This window comes from Lewinella sp. JB7 (assembly GCF_024297185.1).
GTDB lineage: Bacteria > Bacteroidota > Bacteroidia > Chitinophagales > Saprospiraceae > Neolewinella.
The window spans coordinates 63,228-80,262 of the sequence record NZ_JANCTD010000002.1 but is presented as its reverse complement, the minus strand read 5'-3'; the positions used below and the strand labels follow the sequence as shown (position 1 = coordinate 80,262).

Below are 17,035 nucleotides of genomic sequence, written 5' to 3'. Positions count from 1 at the left end.
AAGAAACCCCATTGCTTAAGAACCTAAAACTCATTTCCGCCGGTGCCGGCAGCGGAAAGACCTACCGCCTGACCCAGGAGATGGCCGGTCTCCTGACCAGCGGCACCGTCCGCCCCAGCGGAATTATCGCCACCACTTTTACCAAGCGTGCCGCGGCGGAACTGAAGGAACGGGTGCGGGTCAAACTGCTGCGGGAAGGCATGACCCGCGAGGCGAACGAACTCACCAATGCCCTCATCGGTACGGTGCACGGGCTCGGCGTGAAGCTGCTGCGCCGCTTCGCCTACGAGGCGGGAGTGAGCCCTAAGGTGGACATCATCGCCGACGGTGACGAGCAGCGGCTGTTCAACCTCAGTATGGCCGCGGTCATCAGTCTCGACGAAATTCGCCGGATCGAACTGTTGTGCGACAAACTAGCCCTCAGTCGGAACGGTGAAAAGTACAACTGGCGCAAGGATGTCCTCGGGCTGGTGGAGATCATCCGGGGGAACAACTTCAGCGCGGCGGACATCGACCGCAGCAAACGCAACAGTTGGGAAAAGTTGGCGGAATTCCTGCCCGCACGCCACCCCACCCTGACGCTCGATCAGTACCACAACCGGGTACAACGTATCCTGAAGGAAACCTACGAAGCCATCTACGCCAATGAGGCCGACGGCACGAAGAAGAGCGAGTCGGCCGCCCTGTGGCTGCGCAATACCCTCAGCACCCTGAAGCAGCGGAACTACCTGCCCTGGATGGACTACGCCAAAATGGGACGATTCGAACGCGAGGTAGGGGCCAAAAGTCGCGAACTCGTAGCCGAGGTCGTAGAGATCGGTCAGCAACACGCCGCCCTGGGCGCCTTTCAGGACGACCTGCGCGCGTACCAGGACTTGCTCTTCGACTGCGCGCGGGCATCGATTGAGGAATACGACCGCTACAAGAAGAACCGCGGACGGATCGACTACACCGATATGGAGGTGCTGGTCCTGAATCTGCTGGACCACCCCGGAGTCTGCGCGGCCCTCTCCCGGGAGCTGGACCTACTGATGGTCGACGAATTTCAGGATACTTCGCCTATCCAGCTGGCCATCTTCCTGCGACTGAGTGAGCTCGCCAAGCAGAGCGTCTGGGTGGGAGATCCCAAACAGTCGATCTACGGCTTCCGGGGAGCCGAGCCCCGGTTGATGGCGGCCGTCATGCGAGCCAACGGTCCTATTGATTCGGCAAACATCCAAACTACGAGTTGGCGCAGCCGGGAGGACGTCGTATACGCCTGCAACAGTTTGTTCGTACGGGCATTCCCCGAATTTCAACCCGCCGAAGTCGCGCTGAATCCGATACGCAAGCGATCGGGTACGGACTACGCTCCGCCGGAGAGTCCGGAACTGCGCGAACAGAGCGGACTGATGCACTGGCACTTCGAAGTCGAGGGAAAGGGAAGACACAGCATCGCCTTTATGCAAGCTACCCTAGCGAAGGCCGTCAGGGAATTGCTCGCCAACCCACCTCCGGTGCTTCCGAAGGACGAAAAGCACGAGCGCCCCCTGCGCGCGGGGGACATCGCTATTCTGTGCCGGTCCAACTACGGTTGCGCGGCGGTGGCGGATGCTTTGTCCGTGCAGGGCATCCCGGCGGCGATTGCCCGTACGGGGCTGCTGGAGACGGCCGAGGCGACCCTGCTACTAGCCTGTCTGAAGTACATGCTCACCGGGGGCGATAGCCTTTCGGTCGCCGAGATTATGCTTTTCGGGTGCCGGCACGATCTGGCCGACATCATCGACCACCGACTGGCCTTCTTAGCGGAAGAAAGGAACGGCACGCTCTGGGGAAGCGAAGAAGAACTTATGCAGCGACTGGAAGAACTGCGCGGTATCACCTTAGAGCATTCCACCAGTGAAATGCTCAACATCGTTCTCGAACGGATCGATCTGCGCCGCATTGCCGTATCCTGGGGGGACGGGGAGCAGCGCCTCAGTAACATCGACGAGCTCCGAAAATTGGCCGTCGCGTACGAAGACAACTGTCATCGCCAACACCGCGCCGCTTCGTTGGGTGGGTACTTGCTCTACCTCGACCAGCTAATCCGCGAGGGTATGGACCACCAGGGGGCCGGCGAGCGTCCCGAAGCCGTAAACGTGATGACCTACCACCGGAGCAAAGGTCTGGAATGGCCGGCCGTGATCTGCTTCAATCTCGACCAGAGCCTCCGGGCGGGCGTCTGGGGTCGGGCCGTCATTCCGGACGATCCGGATGCAGCCATCGACTTGAAGCAACCGCTCGCCAATCGGTGGTTGCGGTACTGGGTCAATCCCTACGACCGGCTATCCGGGGGCATTCCGTGGGTCGATGCCCTCGAGGAAAGCACGTGGCAACGACAGGCGGAAGAAGCGGCGCGGGCGGAGGAAGCGCGCCTGCTGTACGTCGGGTTCACCCGGGCCCGCGACTATCTCATTCTTCCCACGGGAAAACCCGGTGCCCCCTGGGTCGATCGGGTGTACGCCCGGGGCGGAACGCCTACCACGGTCCTCGAACCGGCTACCGTGGAGACTCCCTTTCACTGGGAAGACATTGACGTCAACAAAACGAACCGCCACTATACCGAACCGACCAGTCAGCCGCGGTCGCCGATGGTGCACCAGCCTATCCCGTTCATTAACGGGACACGGCCGGGGCGGGCACCGCATCCCCCCCGGTGGGTTGACGACGCATTTTTGCTGGATCACTTCGGCGGGGCGGCCGTGGAACGCTCCGTCCACTACACCACCCCGGGTGATCCCGATCCGGCGACCGATCCGCGGCTGTACGCGCGTTGCCTGAGTCACTTCATCGCCGGAGACCCGGGGCGAGGGAGCCAGATGGAAGTTCGGGAAGAACTAGTCGTGGGGCTCCTGGAGAACTTTCGGCCCGGGGGCCTGATCCCGTCGGAAGAAGTCATGCGGGTGGCGGACGCCTTTCAAGATTTCACGGAGGGCAGCTGGCCGCAAGCGGATGTCCGCCGGAACGTACCGCTCAGGGGGCAGGTGCGGGAGCGACAGTACAGTACGAGCATTGACTTTCTGGCGGACCTGCCCGAGGGAGCCTGTGTGCTCATTCAGGACGTGTGTTTGGGAGCTAAACAGTACCAAACCCAGGCAGGGCTCAAACTCGCCGAACTGCGACTTCAAGCCGAACTAATTACACGCATTTCCGGGAGACCGGTAGCCGCGGCATTCCTCCACCTACCGGCCTGCGGATGCCTCAACCAAGTCGCCCTGTGAAATTGCTGCTCCTTGCCGCTACACCCGCCGAAATCGTGCCGACCGTGAACTGGTTGCGCGAGCGAGCGAGCGGGCAACGGGAAAACGTTCTCCGATTCCCTCGTTGTGAGATTGAGATTCTGTTCGGCGGTCTGGGCGTGATGACCACGGCGTTCGCGCTGGGTTCGGCCTTCGGCGGCGGAAACCCTCCGGGTCTGGCTATCCAGGCGGGCGTCGGCGGGGCGATCGACCGCTCCCTGTCCATCGGTCAGGTCGTAAACGTTACCTCCGACCGGCTGATGGATTTGGGTGCGGAAGACGCGGATGGTAAGTTGCTATCCCCCGCCGCCCTCGGATTTGCTCCGGCCCACCCATTCGATGAGGCCGGGTGGCTTATACCGCCGGGACCGTCCGCCATTCTGCCTTACGAGACGGTGGCGGGTGGAACGGTCAACCGGGCTACCGGCACCGAAAATTCAGTAGAAGAATGGCGTCGACTTTATCCCGGAGTACAAGTGGAGAGTATGGAGGGGGCGGCCTTCTTTTATGCGTGCATGGCCGCCGCAGTGGAGGCACTGCAGCTGCGGGCCATCAGCAATTACGTCGAGCGCCGGAACCGCGCGGCCTGGGATCTTCCCGGGGCCATTGGTGCCCTGAACGAAGCGCTGCAACGGGTACTGACTCCGTTTATCGACTAGCCATCAGGACTGGACCGTCACCTTCGGGGTAGGCCCCATCATCTCATTGCGCAGGGCGGTCTGACGGGCGACGTTGCGGGCTACCTTCAGCCAGGCTTCTCGGGTTACCTCATCGGATTTATTCAGGATAGCCGGCTCACCACTGTCGCCGCCCTCCCGGATGGACTGCACCAGGGGTACCTGACCGAGAAGCATACTGTTGCTCTTCTTAGCCAGCGTCTTACCGCCGCCCTGACCAAAAATGTAGTACTTGTTGTCGGGGAGTTCGGCCGGCGTGAAGTAGGCCATATTTTCCACTACCCCGAGCACGGGAACGTTGACGTTTTCCAGGAAGAACATATTCATGGCCTTCACCGCATCGGCAAGTGCTACTTCCTGGGGGGTTGTGACGAGGACGGCCCCCGTAACGCTCACGGTCTGTACGAGGGTGAGTTGTACGTCACCCGTTCCCGGGGGTAGATCGACGATGAGGTAATCCAGCGGGGGCCACACGGTCTCCTCGATGAATTGCCGGATGATGCCCGCCAAACGGGGACCCCGGAGCACCACGGCCTGCTCGGGGTCCACCACGAAACCGGTACTCATCACCGGCAGTCCGTAGGCGAAAAGCGGTTTGATCTTCGGTTTGCCGTAGATGCTCTCCACCTTCGGTTTCTGCCCCTGCAGTCCGAGCATGGTGGGCGCGGACGGGCCGTAGACGTCCGCGTCCAGCAAACCGACGGCGGCGCCGAGTTCCTGCAGCCCAAGGGCCAGGTTGACGGCAACGGTACTCTTGCCGACCCCGCCCTTGCCGCTCGCCACGGCGATGATGTTCTTCACGTGGGGCAGCGGATTAGCCTGTTGGGGGCCCCCACCCTGTCCCGCCCCCGGCGCGGCGGCGGGGTTTTGCATATGTACGTGGACCTGTGCCTCGGGGTAGACCGTCAAAATCGCCTCCTGACAGGCGAAGTTCAGCTGTTGCTTGTACTCGGGTTCCAGCTTGGGCAGCTGCAGCGTGAAGGATACATTCGGGGGTTCCACTTTCAGGTGGAGGACCATATTGGCCGTGATGATGTCCTGCCCCGTCTTCGGGTCCGTAACCGTCGCGAGGGCGGCGGCAATTTTACTGAGTTCCATATACGTTGCTTTAGGCGAAGTTTAGAGGTCTACGATCGTGACCCCATCCCCACCCTGCTCCCGCGGGGGGGTGCTGAGTTGAAAGGCGTGATTGTATTCGTTTAATTTTTGCCGTACGGCCCGCTTAAGGGCGCCACTCCCCTTTCCGTGCACGATGCGCAGTTGGCTGGCGTTGGCCATGAGCGCCTGGTCGACGAAGGCCTGGGTGGTGTGCAACACTTCTTCGTAGCGCATGCCCCGCACGTCGAGCTTGTTGCTGAAGCTTGCCACCCCACTCACGTCGCTGGTGACGCTACGTTCCTTGCGCAGGGTCATCGGGTTGTCGGCGAGTTCCAGATCGCGGAGATTGACCGTCAGCCGTAGGTCGCCGACGATGACGATGGCCCGCTTTTTGTCAAGCGACTCGATCGTCCCCGCGGCACCGCCGGTCCGTAACTTGACGTAGTCTCCCTCGCTGAATTCCGTGCGTTGTTTCTTGCCCCGGCTGGGCTGGTAGTAGATGTTCTCGCGGAGGTCGGTGACCTCTTCGCTGATTTTTTCCCGTTCCTCCCGTAGTGCTTTCGCCTGTTCCTTAGCCTCGTCGATCTTCTTTTCCTCCCGCAGTTTACGGATGAGGTTTTCCATCTCCTTATTGTACTTCGCGGTCTCGGCCAGAGATTGCTCCTTAGCTTCGAGTTTGAGCCGTTTGCGCCTGACCTCGATGTCGCGGTGCAATTCCTCGTAGGTGCGGGTCAGGGCATCCAGCGTCTTCTGCTTGTCGGCCAGCGACCGCAGTTTCTCCTCGGTTTCCTGCTTTTCTCGTTGCAGATCGACGAGCAATTGATCGACGGCCCGTTCGTTCTTTCCGGCCCTTTTGCGCGCGTGGGCCAGTACGTCCGCCGGCAACCCGCTCTTCTGGGCGATCTCGAAGGCGTAACTGGAGCCCGGTCGTCCGACCTTCAGCTCGTAGGTCGGCGATAGCGTGTCCTTATCGAAGTTCATCCCCCCGTTTACGATTCCCGGCGTCTTATAGGCGTATATCTTCAGGTTACTGTAGTGCGTAGTTATGACGCCGAACACCCCCCGTTGATTGAGCCCTTCCAGTACTCCCTCCGCGATAGCTCCGCCGAGCGCGGGATCGGTACCGGAGCCGAATTCGTCGATCAGAACCAGCGTCCGTTCATCCGCGGCGGCAATAAATTCGCGGGCATTCTTCAGGCGACTCGAATAGGTGGAAAGGTCGTCCTCGATGCTCTGCTGGTCACCAATGTCGGCGAAGACCTTCTCGAAGATGCCCAACTCACTTTCCTCGTCGACCGTGACCAGCATCCCGGATTGCACCATCAGTTGGATTAACCCAACCGATTTCATGGAAATGGACTTTCCCCCGGCGTTCGGGCCGGAGAGCATCAGGATGCGGTTCTTACCCTTCAGTTTCAGGTCGAAGGGGACCGTCCGTTTTCCGTACTGTTTATTCTTGAGATAGAGCAAGGGGTGGCGGCCGTCCTTGATTCCGATCCGCGGCTTGTGGGTCACGCGGGGCCGTTCGGCTTTCATCTGGCGCGCGAGCCCGGCCTTAGCCTGCACGACGTCGAAATAGGCGATCAGATCGCGGTAAGCCGTGATTTGGTCGACGTAGGGACGCAGAACCGCCGACAGCTCCCGGAGAATCCGGTAGATCTCTCGTCGCTCCTCCTGCTGGAGATCAAAAATGTCGTTGTTAATGCCGATGACTTCGTCGGGCTCGATGTAGGCGGTTTTTCCGGTCGCTGATTCGTCGTGAATAATTCCGCGAATCTGCCGTTTGTGCTCGCTGGGGATCGTCAGGACCCGCCGGCCGTTGCGGAAACTCTCGACCGTATCGCTGAGGTAACCCGCGCGCCGGTACTTTTCGATGACCGCGCGGAAGGTTTTTTCCACCTCCCGCTGCTTACTGCCGATGAGCCTCCGTATCCGGGATAATTCCTCGGAGGCGTCCGAGCGAATGGTGCCCTCCGCGTCGATCACGCCTTCGATCGCGGCGGACAGTTCCGGTACGTATTCGACCTGACGCACGATGGCGTACAATTTTTCGTAGGCGCTCTGTCGGGAGGAAGTCCCGAAAAACTGAAAGATCTGCTTTGCCTGCAGGAGCAGAACGTTGAGCTTCGCCAGTCCGCTTTCTACCAGTACGTAACCTTCCACGCGCAGCGCGCGCAACTCCTCACTAATGTCGTCGTAAGCACCGACCGTGAACATATTGCGTTCGTCGGTCCCCTGCCGAAATTCCAAAACTTCGTCGAGCCACCGGTTGACCTCCGTCACCTTGAGGGACGGGCGAAGCTCCCGGGCGGCTCGTCGCCCGATTTCACCGTTACACTGCCGCTCGAGCAGGGCGAGCACCTTGTCAAATTCGAGTTTTTCGTAGGTATCCTCGGGGAGTAACTGCATAGAATATAACACAAGCTGGAAATAAGGATAACCCCCGAGCACCGGGTATGGTTGGTCAGTCTTCCCGCCGGCGGTTTTTCGGCCGGGGTTTGTTCCATTCTTCCCGCTGGGCAAAATTGACCACGTTCTTGATGAGAGAAATCATACCCAGAAACACCAGGTAGCCCACCGTGACTACCAGGTAGATCCAGCGGTACGATCCGGCTTCGGAAATGGTCAAGCCGCTGAAGGCCCAGGCCAGCAGTCCGGCGCCGAGGGCCAGTCCCATAAAACTGTACAGACTCCGCCCCCAGTACTTGGCGGTATTGGGTACGGCGGCACTCATAACGGCGTTAAACAGGGCAAAGAAGAGCATGAAACTCGCCGCGCACAGCCAGGGAAAACGGTTACTCACGCCGACCGTGTTCGTACCGGCAATGATGAGGCTGAACAGATCGACCACCAATACGATGGCCAGGACCACTCCCGCCTGCAGGACCGGATCGATCCGGCGCTGAAAAATGGATACCTCCGAAGTCATACGGCTGCGTTTACCGCCTAACAAGGCCAACCGTCAATTGTTATCGGCGGGCTCGAAGGTGCTTACCCAGGCGATGGCCTCCTCCACCCGCTGCCGCTCCCGTGCGGTATCCGCCTCGGTATACCCGTAAGCGGTGGCGAAGACTCCGAGGACCTCGTCCAGCACGGGGCGGATGCTCGGCATGTCGAAGTAGAGTCGCCCGGAGCGCCGCTCCACCCAGTCCAGCGGATACAGCGCCAATTCATTTTTGATGCACCACTCGGCTTCGGCGGCGGCCAGTCGGCCCACGTCGGTCGTCTCGCCGCGCCCGGCCGCGAGTTCGATGATCTCGGGGGTTTGCTTGCCGTAGTTCGCCACCAGGTAGGCGGCGCGGTCGGGGGCCAGACTGACGGCCTCCAGCATATCGGCGATGGTTTTCTCGTACGCTAGTACCTCGGCAAAATCGCGGAAGGGACCGCCAGTGAGGACGATGTCTCGCGTCGTGTTTTTTTCCAGGTCCTCCCCTTCCTCGTGCAGTTGCTTGCCGAGGCGATCCACGACCCGTTCGGCCATCTTCCGGTAGCCGGTGAGTTTGCCGCCGGCAATGCTCAGCAGCCCGGAATCGCTTTCGAAGATCTCGTCCTTCCGCGACATCTCCCCCGCCGATTTACCCTCCTCGAAGATGAGGGGGCGCACGCCGGCCCAACTGCTCTCGACGTCTTCCACCTTGAGGTCGACCGTAGGAAAGACCTCGTTCGTCGCCCGCAGCAGGTACTCGACGTCCTCAAGGTGCACGGGCACGGCCGTCGGATCCCCCTTGTACGGTGTGTCGGTGGTCCCGATGTAGGTGCAGCGCAGGCGGGGAATGGCGAACAGCATCCGCCCGTCGGCCACGTCGAAATAGCAGGCGTGGGCCAGGGGCAGGCGCTCCCGCGCTACGACGATGTGTACGCCCTTCGATAGAAAGAGGCGTTTGTTATTCATGCTCTTATCGATCTTGCGCAGATCGTCCACCCAGGGGCCGGCGGAGCTGATCACGTGATCGCAACTGATGGTCAACTCCTGGCCGTCGAACCGGTCGCGGCAGTGCACGGCGTTGATGCGGTGGTCTTCGTCGTAGCCGAAGCCGGTGGCCTCGACGTAATTCGCCGCCAGGGCCCCGTGGCGTTCGGCGGTCTTGATGTTCTCGATGGTGAGTCGCGCGTCGTCGGTACGGTACTCGGCATAAAATCCTCCACCCGTCAGGATGTCTTCCCGCAGTAGGGGCTCCGTTTTCAGCGTTTCCTCCTTGGTGAGCATTACCCGCTTGTCCTCTCCCTCCACGTCGGCCAGAAAGTCGTAGACCCATAGTGCCATGCTGGTGGTGAGCTTACCCAGGGATCCGCCTTCCACCAGGGGGAGCAGCATCTTTTCGGGCCGCACCAGGTGGGGGGCCAGTCGGTGAACCACGGCGCGTTCCTGTCCAACCTCCCGCACCAGTCCGATCTCCAGGTTCTTCAGGTACCGCAGTCCCCCGTGGATGAGTTTGGTTGACTTGGAACTGGTGCCCGAGGCAAAATCGTTGCGTTCGATCAGGGCTACCGAGAGTCCGCGACTGCCGGCGTCAAGAGCGACGCCCGCCCCGGTAATGCCCCCGCCGATTACGAGAAGGTCGAAGTGAGTGTCGGCCAAGCGATCGATCTTGGCCCGGCGTTCCTGGGTTGCCTGCATAACGGTAAGTGGGTAAATGTAAAGGGGGCGGGCGCGCTGGTCCAATGCTGAACCGGCAACAGCCACCCCCTCTGCAACGCCGCTATATGGATTAAGTTAAGACCTACTCGGCGTTTTCCGGACGCAGCGAACGTACGGTTCGGCCGGCCTGCCACATCTCACTATCGCTGAGCTCCTTCAGTTCGGCTTCCAGCTTGACCCGGTAGTCACTCTGGCTGTTGGAATCGATGCTCCGCTGAGCTTCCTTACCGGTGGCTACGCTGTCGTACAGATCCTCGAAGACTGGCTTGACCGCATCGCGGAATTTGTCCTTCCAGTCCAAAGCTCCCCGCTGGGCGGTAGTGGAGCAGTTGGCGTACATCCAGTCCATGCCGTTTTCGGCGACCAGGGGCATCAGGCTCTGGGTAAGTTCCTCGACGGTCTCGTTGAAGGCCTCGGAGGGCGTGTGTCCGTTCGCCCGGAGCACGTCGTACTGGGCCTCGAAGATGCCCTGAATGGCTCCCATCAACGTGCCGCGTTCTCCCGTAAGGTCGGAGTATACTTCCCGCTGGAAGTCCGTCTCGAACAGGTAGCCGGAACCGACGCCGATGCCCAGAGCAATGACGCGCTCGTACGCGCGACCGGTAGCGTCCTGATCGATGGCGTAGCTGCTGTTCAGTCCGCGTCCGGCGAGGAACAAACGGCGAAGGCTGGTGCCGGACCCCTTGGGTGCCACCAGGATCACGTCGACTCCCTCCGGAGCGACGATCTTGGTCTGGTCGTTATAGGTTACCCCGAAGCCGTGACTGAAGTAGAGCGCCTTGCCGGGGGTGAGGTACGGCTTGATCTTGGGCCATACTTCGATCTGGGCCGCATCCGACAGCAGGTACTGGATGATGGTACCCCGGTCGGCGGCCTCCTCGATGGGGAAAAGCGTTTCACCGGGTACCCAACCGTCCTTTACGGCCTTGTCCCAACTGCTTCCGCCCTTGCGCTGACCGACAATAACGTTGAAGCCGTTGTCGCGCAGGTTCATACTCTGACCCGGCCCCTGGACGCCGTAGCCGATCACCGCGATCGTTTCGTCCTTGAGCACCTCGCGGGCCTTTTCCAGGGGAAATTCTTCCCGGGTGACTACCTTTTCTTCCGTGCCACCGAAGTTTAACATGGCCATAATGTGCGTATTTGTGTTGAGGGCAAAGATGCAAAAGCAGGCAGGAAGCCCTGAACTAATCCTGCTCCTCATTTACGACGGCTAATTTGCGGGAAGCGGTTCCACCCTGACCTGCTCGATCGCCACTTCGGCGAACCGCTTATGCCCGAGCAGGTAATAGTGCAGCGCGATGCTGTCCGCTACCCGACCGGCGTCCGTGCGCGGCGGACCCACCCGGCACTTCTCGATTTCATTGCTCCTGCGGACCCGCCGCCTGATCCACAGCGGCAGATCTCCGTAGAAACTGAAGTGGGCCCGGGCAATGGCGGAGATGTGTCCCCACTTACCCTGGGAAAGAAACAGAAGTGCCGCTGCTCCGTCGAGCAGCAGGCGGACGGGCAGCCACCAGATCAGGCGGGTCGCGTGCTCGTTCTTGAAGCTCGTCACGAGGGTGTTGCGAAAGTTGAGGTAGGCCTTCCGCGGGGTATCGTAGGCCAGAGTACCGCCCCCCACGTGGTAGACCGCGGCGGAGGGTTCCGCCAGAATGCGGTAGCCGGCGCGCTTCATACGCCAGCAAAGGTCGATCTCCTCGGCGTGCGCGAAGTACTCCGGTTCGAAGCCGTCCAGCTCCCGGAATACGCCGGCGCGCACGAAAAACGCGGCCCCCGTGGCCCAGAAAATCTCCGTAGTGCCGTCGTACTGCCCCTCGTCCCGCTCGGTGTGGGCGAATAAGCGACCGCGACAGAAGGGGTAGCCCAGAAAATCGATAAACCCACCCGCGGCTCCGGCGTACTCAAAACATTCGGGTGCGTGTTCGGCCAGTATCTTGGGTTGCACGGCCGCTACAAGGGGGTCATCAAAATGAGGTAGCACCCGCCCCAGCCAGCCGGGGGTGACCCGCACGTCGCTGTTGAGGAGTACGAATACCTCGGCGTCGACCATCCGGAGGGCGGCGTTGTACCCCCCGGCGTAGCCCAAATTTTGCGGCAATTCGATCAGCTCCACCGCGGGAAAGTTGCCCCGGAGCCAGGAGACGGAATCGTCCGTGCTGGCGTTGTCTGCTACCACGACCCGGCAGTTCGTCTCCAAATTTTCTACAACGGTTCTCAGGAAGCGTTCCAGATAGTTCTTTCCGTTAAAGTTCAGTATGACGATGGCGGTGGAGGGATGGCTCTCCCGCTCGGGGGGCTGTTGGCGAAGGACCCGCAGGCTGTTCCGGGCGGTTTTCTCATCCTGCCGGAGCTGTTGTTGCAGTTCCTCGATTCCGCCGAGCTGCAGATCGCCGCGCAGGTAATCCCGGAAATACACCGTCACCGGTTCTCCGTAGATGTTTGCCGAAAAGTCGAAGAGGTGCAACTCGATGGTCGTCCCGCGGCCATCCCCCATCACCGGCCGGTCACCGATGTACAGCATTCCGTCGTAGCGGCTGCCGCGCACCATGGCCTCCACGGCGTAGATACCCGGAGCGGGGACCAGCTTCAGGAAATGGTAGGGTTGGAGGTTGGCCGTCGGATAGCCGATGGTACGCCCAACCCGTTGGCCCTCGACAACCTCGGCCGTCAGTTCGTAGGGGCGGCCCATGAGCGCCTCGGCCCGGCGGACATCACCCTCTTCCAGCGCCCGGCGGATCTTGGTGGAACTGACGGTGATCTGATCCACCTCCTGAGCCGCGATCTCCACGACCTCGTAGCCATACTCCGCGGAGTAGTAGCGCAGGAATTCCACGTCGCCGGCCCGGTCCTTTCCGAAGTGGTGATCGTAGCCGATGACGATCCGGTCCGGACGGAAGTTTTTCACCAGAAAGTTCTGGATGTATTCCTGGGGCGACTGCTCGCTGAAGGAACGGGTAAAGGGAACGACCACCAGGTGATCGATCCCTTCATCCGCACAGAAATTAGCCTTTTCGTGGGTGGTGGACAGCAGTCGGAGGCTGTCGTCGTCGGGGCGTAGGATGGTGCGGGGGTGCGGATCGAAGGTAATGACCACGCTCTCGCCCCCCCTTCGTTCGGCCATCCGTCGGATACGGGCCAGCAGTTGCTGGTGCCCCTGGTGCACTCCGTCGAAGCTACCGATCGTGATTACGGCGCGGCGGAAGCGGGGCAGTTGGTCTAACTGATAATGGGTTTTCATTCGGAAGCCCAAAGGTAGGAAGTTAATCCTACACGACCGGCTCCCAACCCGGCTCGTACTGCCGCTTCCACAGGGCGAGTGCCGCCTCGTTGTTCTTTGGTTTACCCGTGGTGGTATCGCACTCCAGGACCGACTCCGTGCGCTGGGCGATGTTGCCGAGGTGGCAGATCGTTACGCTGGGGTTGGCGTCCTGAATATCGCTGTTCAGGGCCTCGTCTTCGTTGATGCCCCGGATGAAGTTGGCAATGTGCAGTTCGTCGAGGTTACCTCCGCCGGTGATGTCCATGCTCACCGACTCGGCGGCCTCCTCTTCGCGGCGCAGTTCGTTACCCTTGAGATCGTAGACGATGAATCCGCCGCGGTCCATGAGTACGCTGCCTTCGGTACCGTAGATCATGGCGCCGCGTCCCCGGTTCCAGAGCGGCATGGCGTTGCAGCTGCGTCCGTCCCAGTGGATATGCTTTCCGTCCGGAAATTCGAAATTGGCGAGCTGGGTATCGTAGGTTTCCCAGGCGTCGTCAAAGGCGTAGCGCCCGCCGGAGGAAGTTACCTTATGCGGGTACTGCACGTCCAGGGCCCAGCGGCACATATCGACTTCATGGGTTCCGTTGTTGAGCAGTTCTCCGGTACCGTACTTCCAGAACCAGTGCCAGTTGTAGTGAACGAGCAGGGCGTCGAAATCCTGACGCGGCGCGGGACCCTGCCACAGTTCCCAGTCCAGCCACTCCGGTACGGGGGCGGGTTCGTGTTCGCCGATGGGTCCGCGGTTGGCGGCGTACCAGGCCTTGCCGGCGTAGGCATTGCCGATGAGGCCGTCGTGGATCTCCTTGACGACCTTATTCAGGGTGACGCTGCTGCGCGTCTGGTTGCCCATCTGCACCTTCAGGCCACTCTTACCCTGTTTGGCGAGCAGCAGTTCACCCTCGTAGGGATTCTGGCTACACGGCTTTTCGACGTAGACGTGCTTCCCGGCGTCGAGGGCCATGATGGCCATCGGCGCGTGCCAGTGGTCGGGAGTGGCGATGACGACGGCATCGACGTCCTTGTTGTCGAGGAAGCGGCGGAAGTCCTGTTCCCCCATAGGTTCCTTCTCCGTTTTCTGCAGGACGGTCTGTTGGCCCTTGGCGATGGCGCGGGTGTCCACGTCACCGATACCGATGACTTCACAGTCCTTGGCGGTGGCGAAGGTGCCGGTGAGAGAGTTGCCCCGGCTATTGACGCCGAAAACGGCGACGTTGACGCGGTCGTTGGCGCCCATCACGTTGGCGTAGGTGGGCAGCCCGAGGGACAGGCCGGCGCCGGCCAGCGCGGTTTTTTTGATAAAGGTGCGACGGTTAGACATAGTAGTTGGTATTAAAGCTCACGAATCTTGATGGAACGAAAAGATACGGCATCGCCGTGATCCTGTAGCAGGATGGGTCCGGCGGGCCAGCGCCCGAAGTTCTCCCAGTCTTTGTACTTGCTGTAGTTGACCAGGGCGCCGAACATCTGGCTGAAGCGATCGTACTCGACGACCTTGTAGCCGTTGAGCCAGTGCTCGACCTTGCCGTCCTTCACTTTGATGCGGCCGCGGTTCCAGTCATTGATCCGGAAGTCCTTGTTGCGCTGCACGTCGACGGGTTTAGCGGGGATGAGGTCGTAGAGGGAAGCCATCGTCCGGTTACCCATGACGCCGGCCTTGGCGTCGGGGTGTCGCTGGTCGTCGAGAATCTGGAATTCCAGTCCGATGGCCGATCCGGGCCCCGTATTGAGGGCTGGATTTACGAAATATTTAACACCGCTGTTGGCCCCTTCGGTGGGTTTAAATTCGAAAACGAGCTCGAAGTTGCTGAAGTGTTCCGTGGTTACGATGTCCCCGCCGTTGGTGGATTCGCCGCCGTTTCCGGCCAGTACGCGAAGTTCACCGTCGGAAATCTCCCAGCCGCTGCTGGGAAATGCGTCGAGCTTGACTCCCCGCCAGCCGTCCGAGCTGCTGCCGTCAAAGAGCATGCGCCAACCTTGGCGGCGTTCGGCTTCGGACAGGTGGTTGACCATCATATTCTCCACGGGTGCCAGTACGGCCCGCATTTGGTCAGCCTTGGTAGCGTTGTCCTTGATGCGGATGTTGCGCCACTTCACCTGTTTACCGGCAAGCTCCTTACTGATCGAATGGACCTGCAGGCAGATCAGTCCGGAATCGTCGAGGCTATCGATCAGGTTGGCGGCCGACTGCCCGTTGATGAAGGTGCGGATCTCGTTGCCGATCACTTCGATGCGGGCCGCGTTCCACTCCCCGTGGCGGTAGGCCGTACGGGCTTTATCGTTGTAGTGCAGGGGATAGATCCACCCGCGCCGGGCCTCGTCGTAAATGCCCCCGGTATAGCCCCGCGGGCTGGGATCAATTTCGACCTGATAGCCGTAGATGCGGCGGAGGTCGTCCTGCTGCCGCCACTGTCCCCTTACCATCATGCCGCTGTTGAGGGGCGCCTCATCGTAGAATTCCAACTCCAGGACGAAATTTTCGTAGGGCCGATCGGTACACAGGAAAGTGTTCGGCGTATTGATCACGGCGGTGCCGATGATGGTATCCCCCCGTAATTCGTAGGGGGCTTTACCGCCGTATGTCTCCCAGTTGCTTAGATCTTTTCCGTTGGTCAGTGACGTCATACCGTCGTTCTGAGCCAGAAGGGGTAAACTCAGCGCACACCATAGGGTGAGGGCAAAATATCTCATGCTGTAATTGGTTATGTTCATAATTGATGCGTCCGGCTGTCGGTGATGCGTCGCCCGACGGGCACTCACCTACAAACCAGCTGCAACCTACGAATATATTTGCCTTTCTTGGGCAGAAACCAGAACAAGATTTGCGTGAAGTACTCGTCTACCCTGCTTTTAGTGGCAATCTTCTGCTCCTGCGTACGCGCCCAGAATAGTGAAGGCTTTACGCTGGAATCTGAAGATGACGGGGTCCAGGTGTTCTTGCGGGAAGAACTGGCCGGCGAACTCTCCGTCCGCGTCAGAACTCAGGCACGGGCCCCCATGCGGCGCGTGCGGGAAGTGCTCGACGACGCGCCCCGTTACCCGGAATGGGTCCACCGGTGCGACGATGCCTACATCGTCGGCGGGGGGCAAGTGAACGATTACATCTTTGTCTCCGGAATCGATATGCCCTTTCCGTTTCGCGACAAGGAAGTCGTGGCACGGGTCCGCCAGTCCACCGACGGCCGGGGCGTGTTGACCCGCACGATCACCGTAGCACCTTCCGCGATCCCTCCCAACCGGAGCCGGGACCGTCAGGAAGTGTACGCAGGGGAATGGATCGTTAGACCGCTGGCGAGCGGAGGAGTAGAACTACAGTGTACGGTCCGCACCGATGCCGGAACGGGTCTCCCGTCCTGGCTGCGTAAGGAAGTGATGACCGGCGGCCCGGCCCGAACCATCGCTAATTTAAGGCGGCGGCTGGAGGCATCCGCCGGTTAGAGTCCCCGTACGGCTTCGGTACGGACGGTGGGACTATCCTCCCACTCCATCATTGAATTAATGAGACGGATGGAGTGAAAGTGGGGGATGTCGCGCAGGCGGATGACCGATGGACGCAGCACCTTATTTTTAATCAGTAATTCCCGCCGGGTGCCCCGAAGCAACGGCCAGGCGGGGGTGTACCAGTGATTCCCGTCGAAGAGGGCCAGATTGGCGTAGCTGGCATCGGTGAGATGACTACGCTGCACGATGATGATGTCGTCACAGGTCCCGCGCCGGTTGAAGAGCCCGTTAATGGCCGAACGGTCGGCGTACTTGCGGCCGTAGCACAGGTCGTCGGCGTGCACCACCTGAAGGGAACCCACCGGTCGGATCGTATAGGGTTGGATTTCCCAACTGTCCAGTTCCGCGCCGTAGATCAACCGCAGTTTGTACTCACCCGTCGCGGGCAATGGAAGGTCTTCGGTGATTGCGTTGAGCCGGAATGCCGGTGCCTTGGGATAATGCGTACGTCGGCTGCGGTCCACCCGACGCTGGTGAAGATCGAGAAGGGGCAACTGGCCGTCGATGAGCCGTATACTTTCGAGGAGTTTGGGGGAAGACAAGGCGGGTGGTTATTCGGTCTGCGGGGTAGCGGTGGTGTGGCGTACATCGGGCGGGG

At 60.7% G+C, this 17,035-nt stretch carries 12 protein-coding genes; 3 read left to right on the top strand and 9 right to left on the bottom strand.

The annotated features are described in order from the left end of the window. The first annotated feature begins 11 nt into the window (after nucleotides 1-11). Nucleotides 12-3,242 (top strand): exodeoxyribonuclease V subunit beta, encoded by a 3,231-nt coding sequence (locus NMA52_RS03950; RefSeq protein WP_254826343.1) that lies wholly within the window; start codon nucleotides 12-14, stop codon nucleotides 3,240-3,242. Next, the gene (gene mqnB / locus NMA52_RS03945) at nucleotides 3,239-3,919 is read left to right on the top strand and encodes a futalosine hydrolase (protein WP_254826342.1); all 681 of its coding nucleotides are present in this window, start codon (nucleotides 3,239-3,241) and stop codon (nucleotides 3,917-3,919) included. Before NMA52_RS03950 ends, mqnB begins: the two co-directional genes overlap by 4 nt. A gap of 3 nt (nucleotides 3,920-3,922) precedes the next feature. On the opposite strand, the gene NMA52_RS03940 is transcribed toward mqnB, so the two are convergent. The 8 genes from NMA52_RS03940 to NMA52_RS03905 form a co-directional block, all read right to left on the bottom strand. Then, entirely contained in the window at nucleotides 3,923-5,035 is a 1,113-nt protein-coding gene (locus NMA52_RS03940) for an Mrp/NBP35 family ATP-binding protein (protein ID WP_254826341.1), read from the bottom strand. Nucleotides 5,036-5,056: 21 nt separating this feature from the next. Continuing rightward, nucleotides 5,057-7,444: an endonuclease MutS2 gene (locus NMA52_RS03935; protein ID WP_254826340.1), complete on the bottom strand. Its 2,388-nt coding sequence runs from the start codon at nucleotides 7,442-7,444 to the stop codon at nucleotides 5,057-5,059. 55 nt (nucleotides 7,445-7,499) lie between these two features. Then, entirely contained in the window at nucleotides 7,500-7,964 is a 465-nt protein-coding gene (locus NMA52_RS03930; RefSeq protein WP_254826339.1) for a hypothetical protein, read from the bottom strand. Nucleotides 7,965-7,997: 33 nt separating this feature from the next. Then, nucleotides 7,998-9,653: a glycerol-3-phosphate dehydrogenase/oxidase gene (locus NMA52_RS03925; protein WP_254826338.1), complete on the bottom strand. Its 1,656-nt coding sequence runs from the start codon at nucleotides 9,651-9,653 to the stop codon at nucleotides 7,998-8,000. A 103-nt stretch (nucleotides 9,654-9,756) separates the two neighbouring features. Continuing rightward, complete coding sequence (ilvC, locus tag NMA52_RS03920) at nucleotides 9,757-10,806, bottom strand: ketol-acid reductoisomerase (RefSeq protein ID WP_254826337.1); 1,050 nt, start codon at nucleotides 10,804-10,806, stop codon at nucleotides 9,757-9,759. Between the two features lie 81 nt (nucleotides 10,807-10,887). Beyond that, nucleotides 10,888-12,915, bottom strand: a complete 2,028-nt coding sequence (locus NMA52_RS03915) for a bifunctional riboflavin kinase/FAD synthetase (RefSeq protein ID WP_254826336.1) — start codon at nucleotides 12,913-12,915, stop codon at nucleotides 10,888-10,890. Between the two features lie 28 nt (nucleotides 12,916-12,943). Further along, entirely contained in the window at nucleotides 12,944-14,257 is a 1,314-nt protein-coding gene (locus NMA52_RS03910) for a Gfo/Idh/MocA family protein (protein ID WP_254826335.1), read from the bottom strand. A gap of 11 nt (nucleotides 14,258-14,268) precedes the next feature. Further along, a complete protein-coding gene (locus NMA52_RS03905; protein WP_254826334.1) occupies nucleotides 14,269-15,627 on the bottom strand; it encodes a DUF1080 domain-containing protein in 1,359 nt (452 codons plus the stop codon). 162 nt (nucleotides 15,628-15,789) lie between these two features. Between NMA52_RS03905 and NMA52_RS03900 the strand changes: the two genes are divergently transcribed. Further along, nucleotides 15,790-16,374, top strand: a complete 585-nt coding sequence (locus NMA52_RS03900; RefSeq protein WP_254826333.1) for an START domain-containing protein — start codon at nucleotides 15,790-15,792, stop codon at nucleotides 16,372-16,374. On the opposite strand, the gene NMA52_RS03895 is transcribed toward NMA52_RS03900, so the two are convergent. Then, a complete protein-coding gene (locus NMA52_RS03895) occupies nucleotides 16,371-16,979 on the bottom strand; it encodes an aminotransferase class IV (RefSeq protein ID WP_254826332.1) in 609 nt (202 codons plus the stop codon). The genes NMA52_RS03900 and NMA52_RS03895 overlap by 4 nt on opposite strands. Nucleotides 16,980-17,035: the final 56 nt, after the last annotated feature.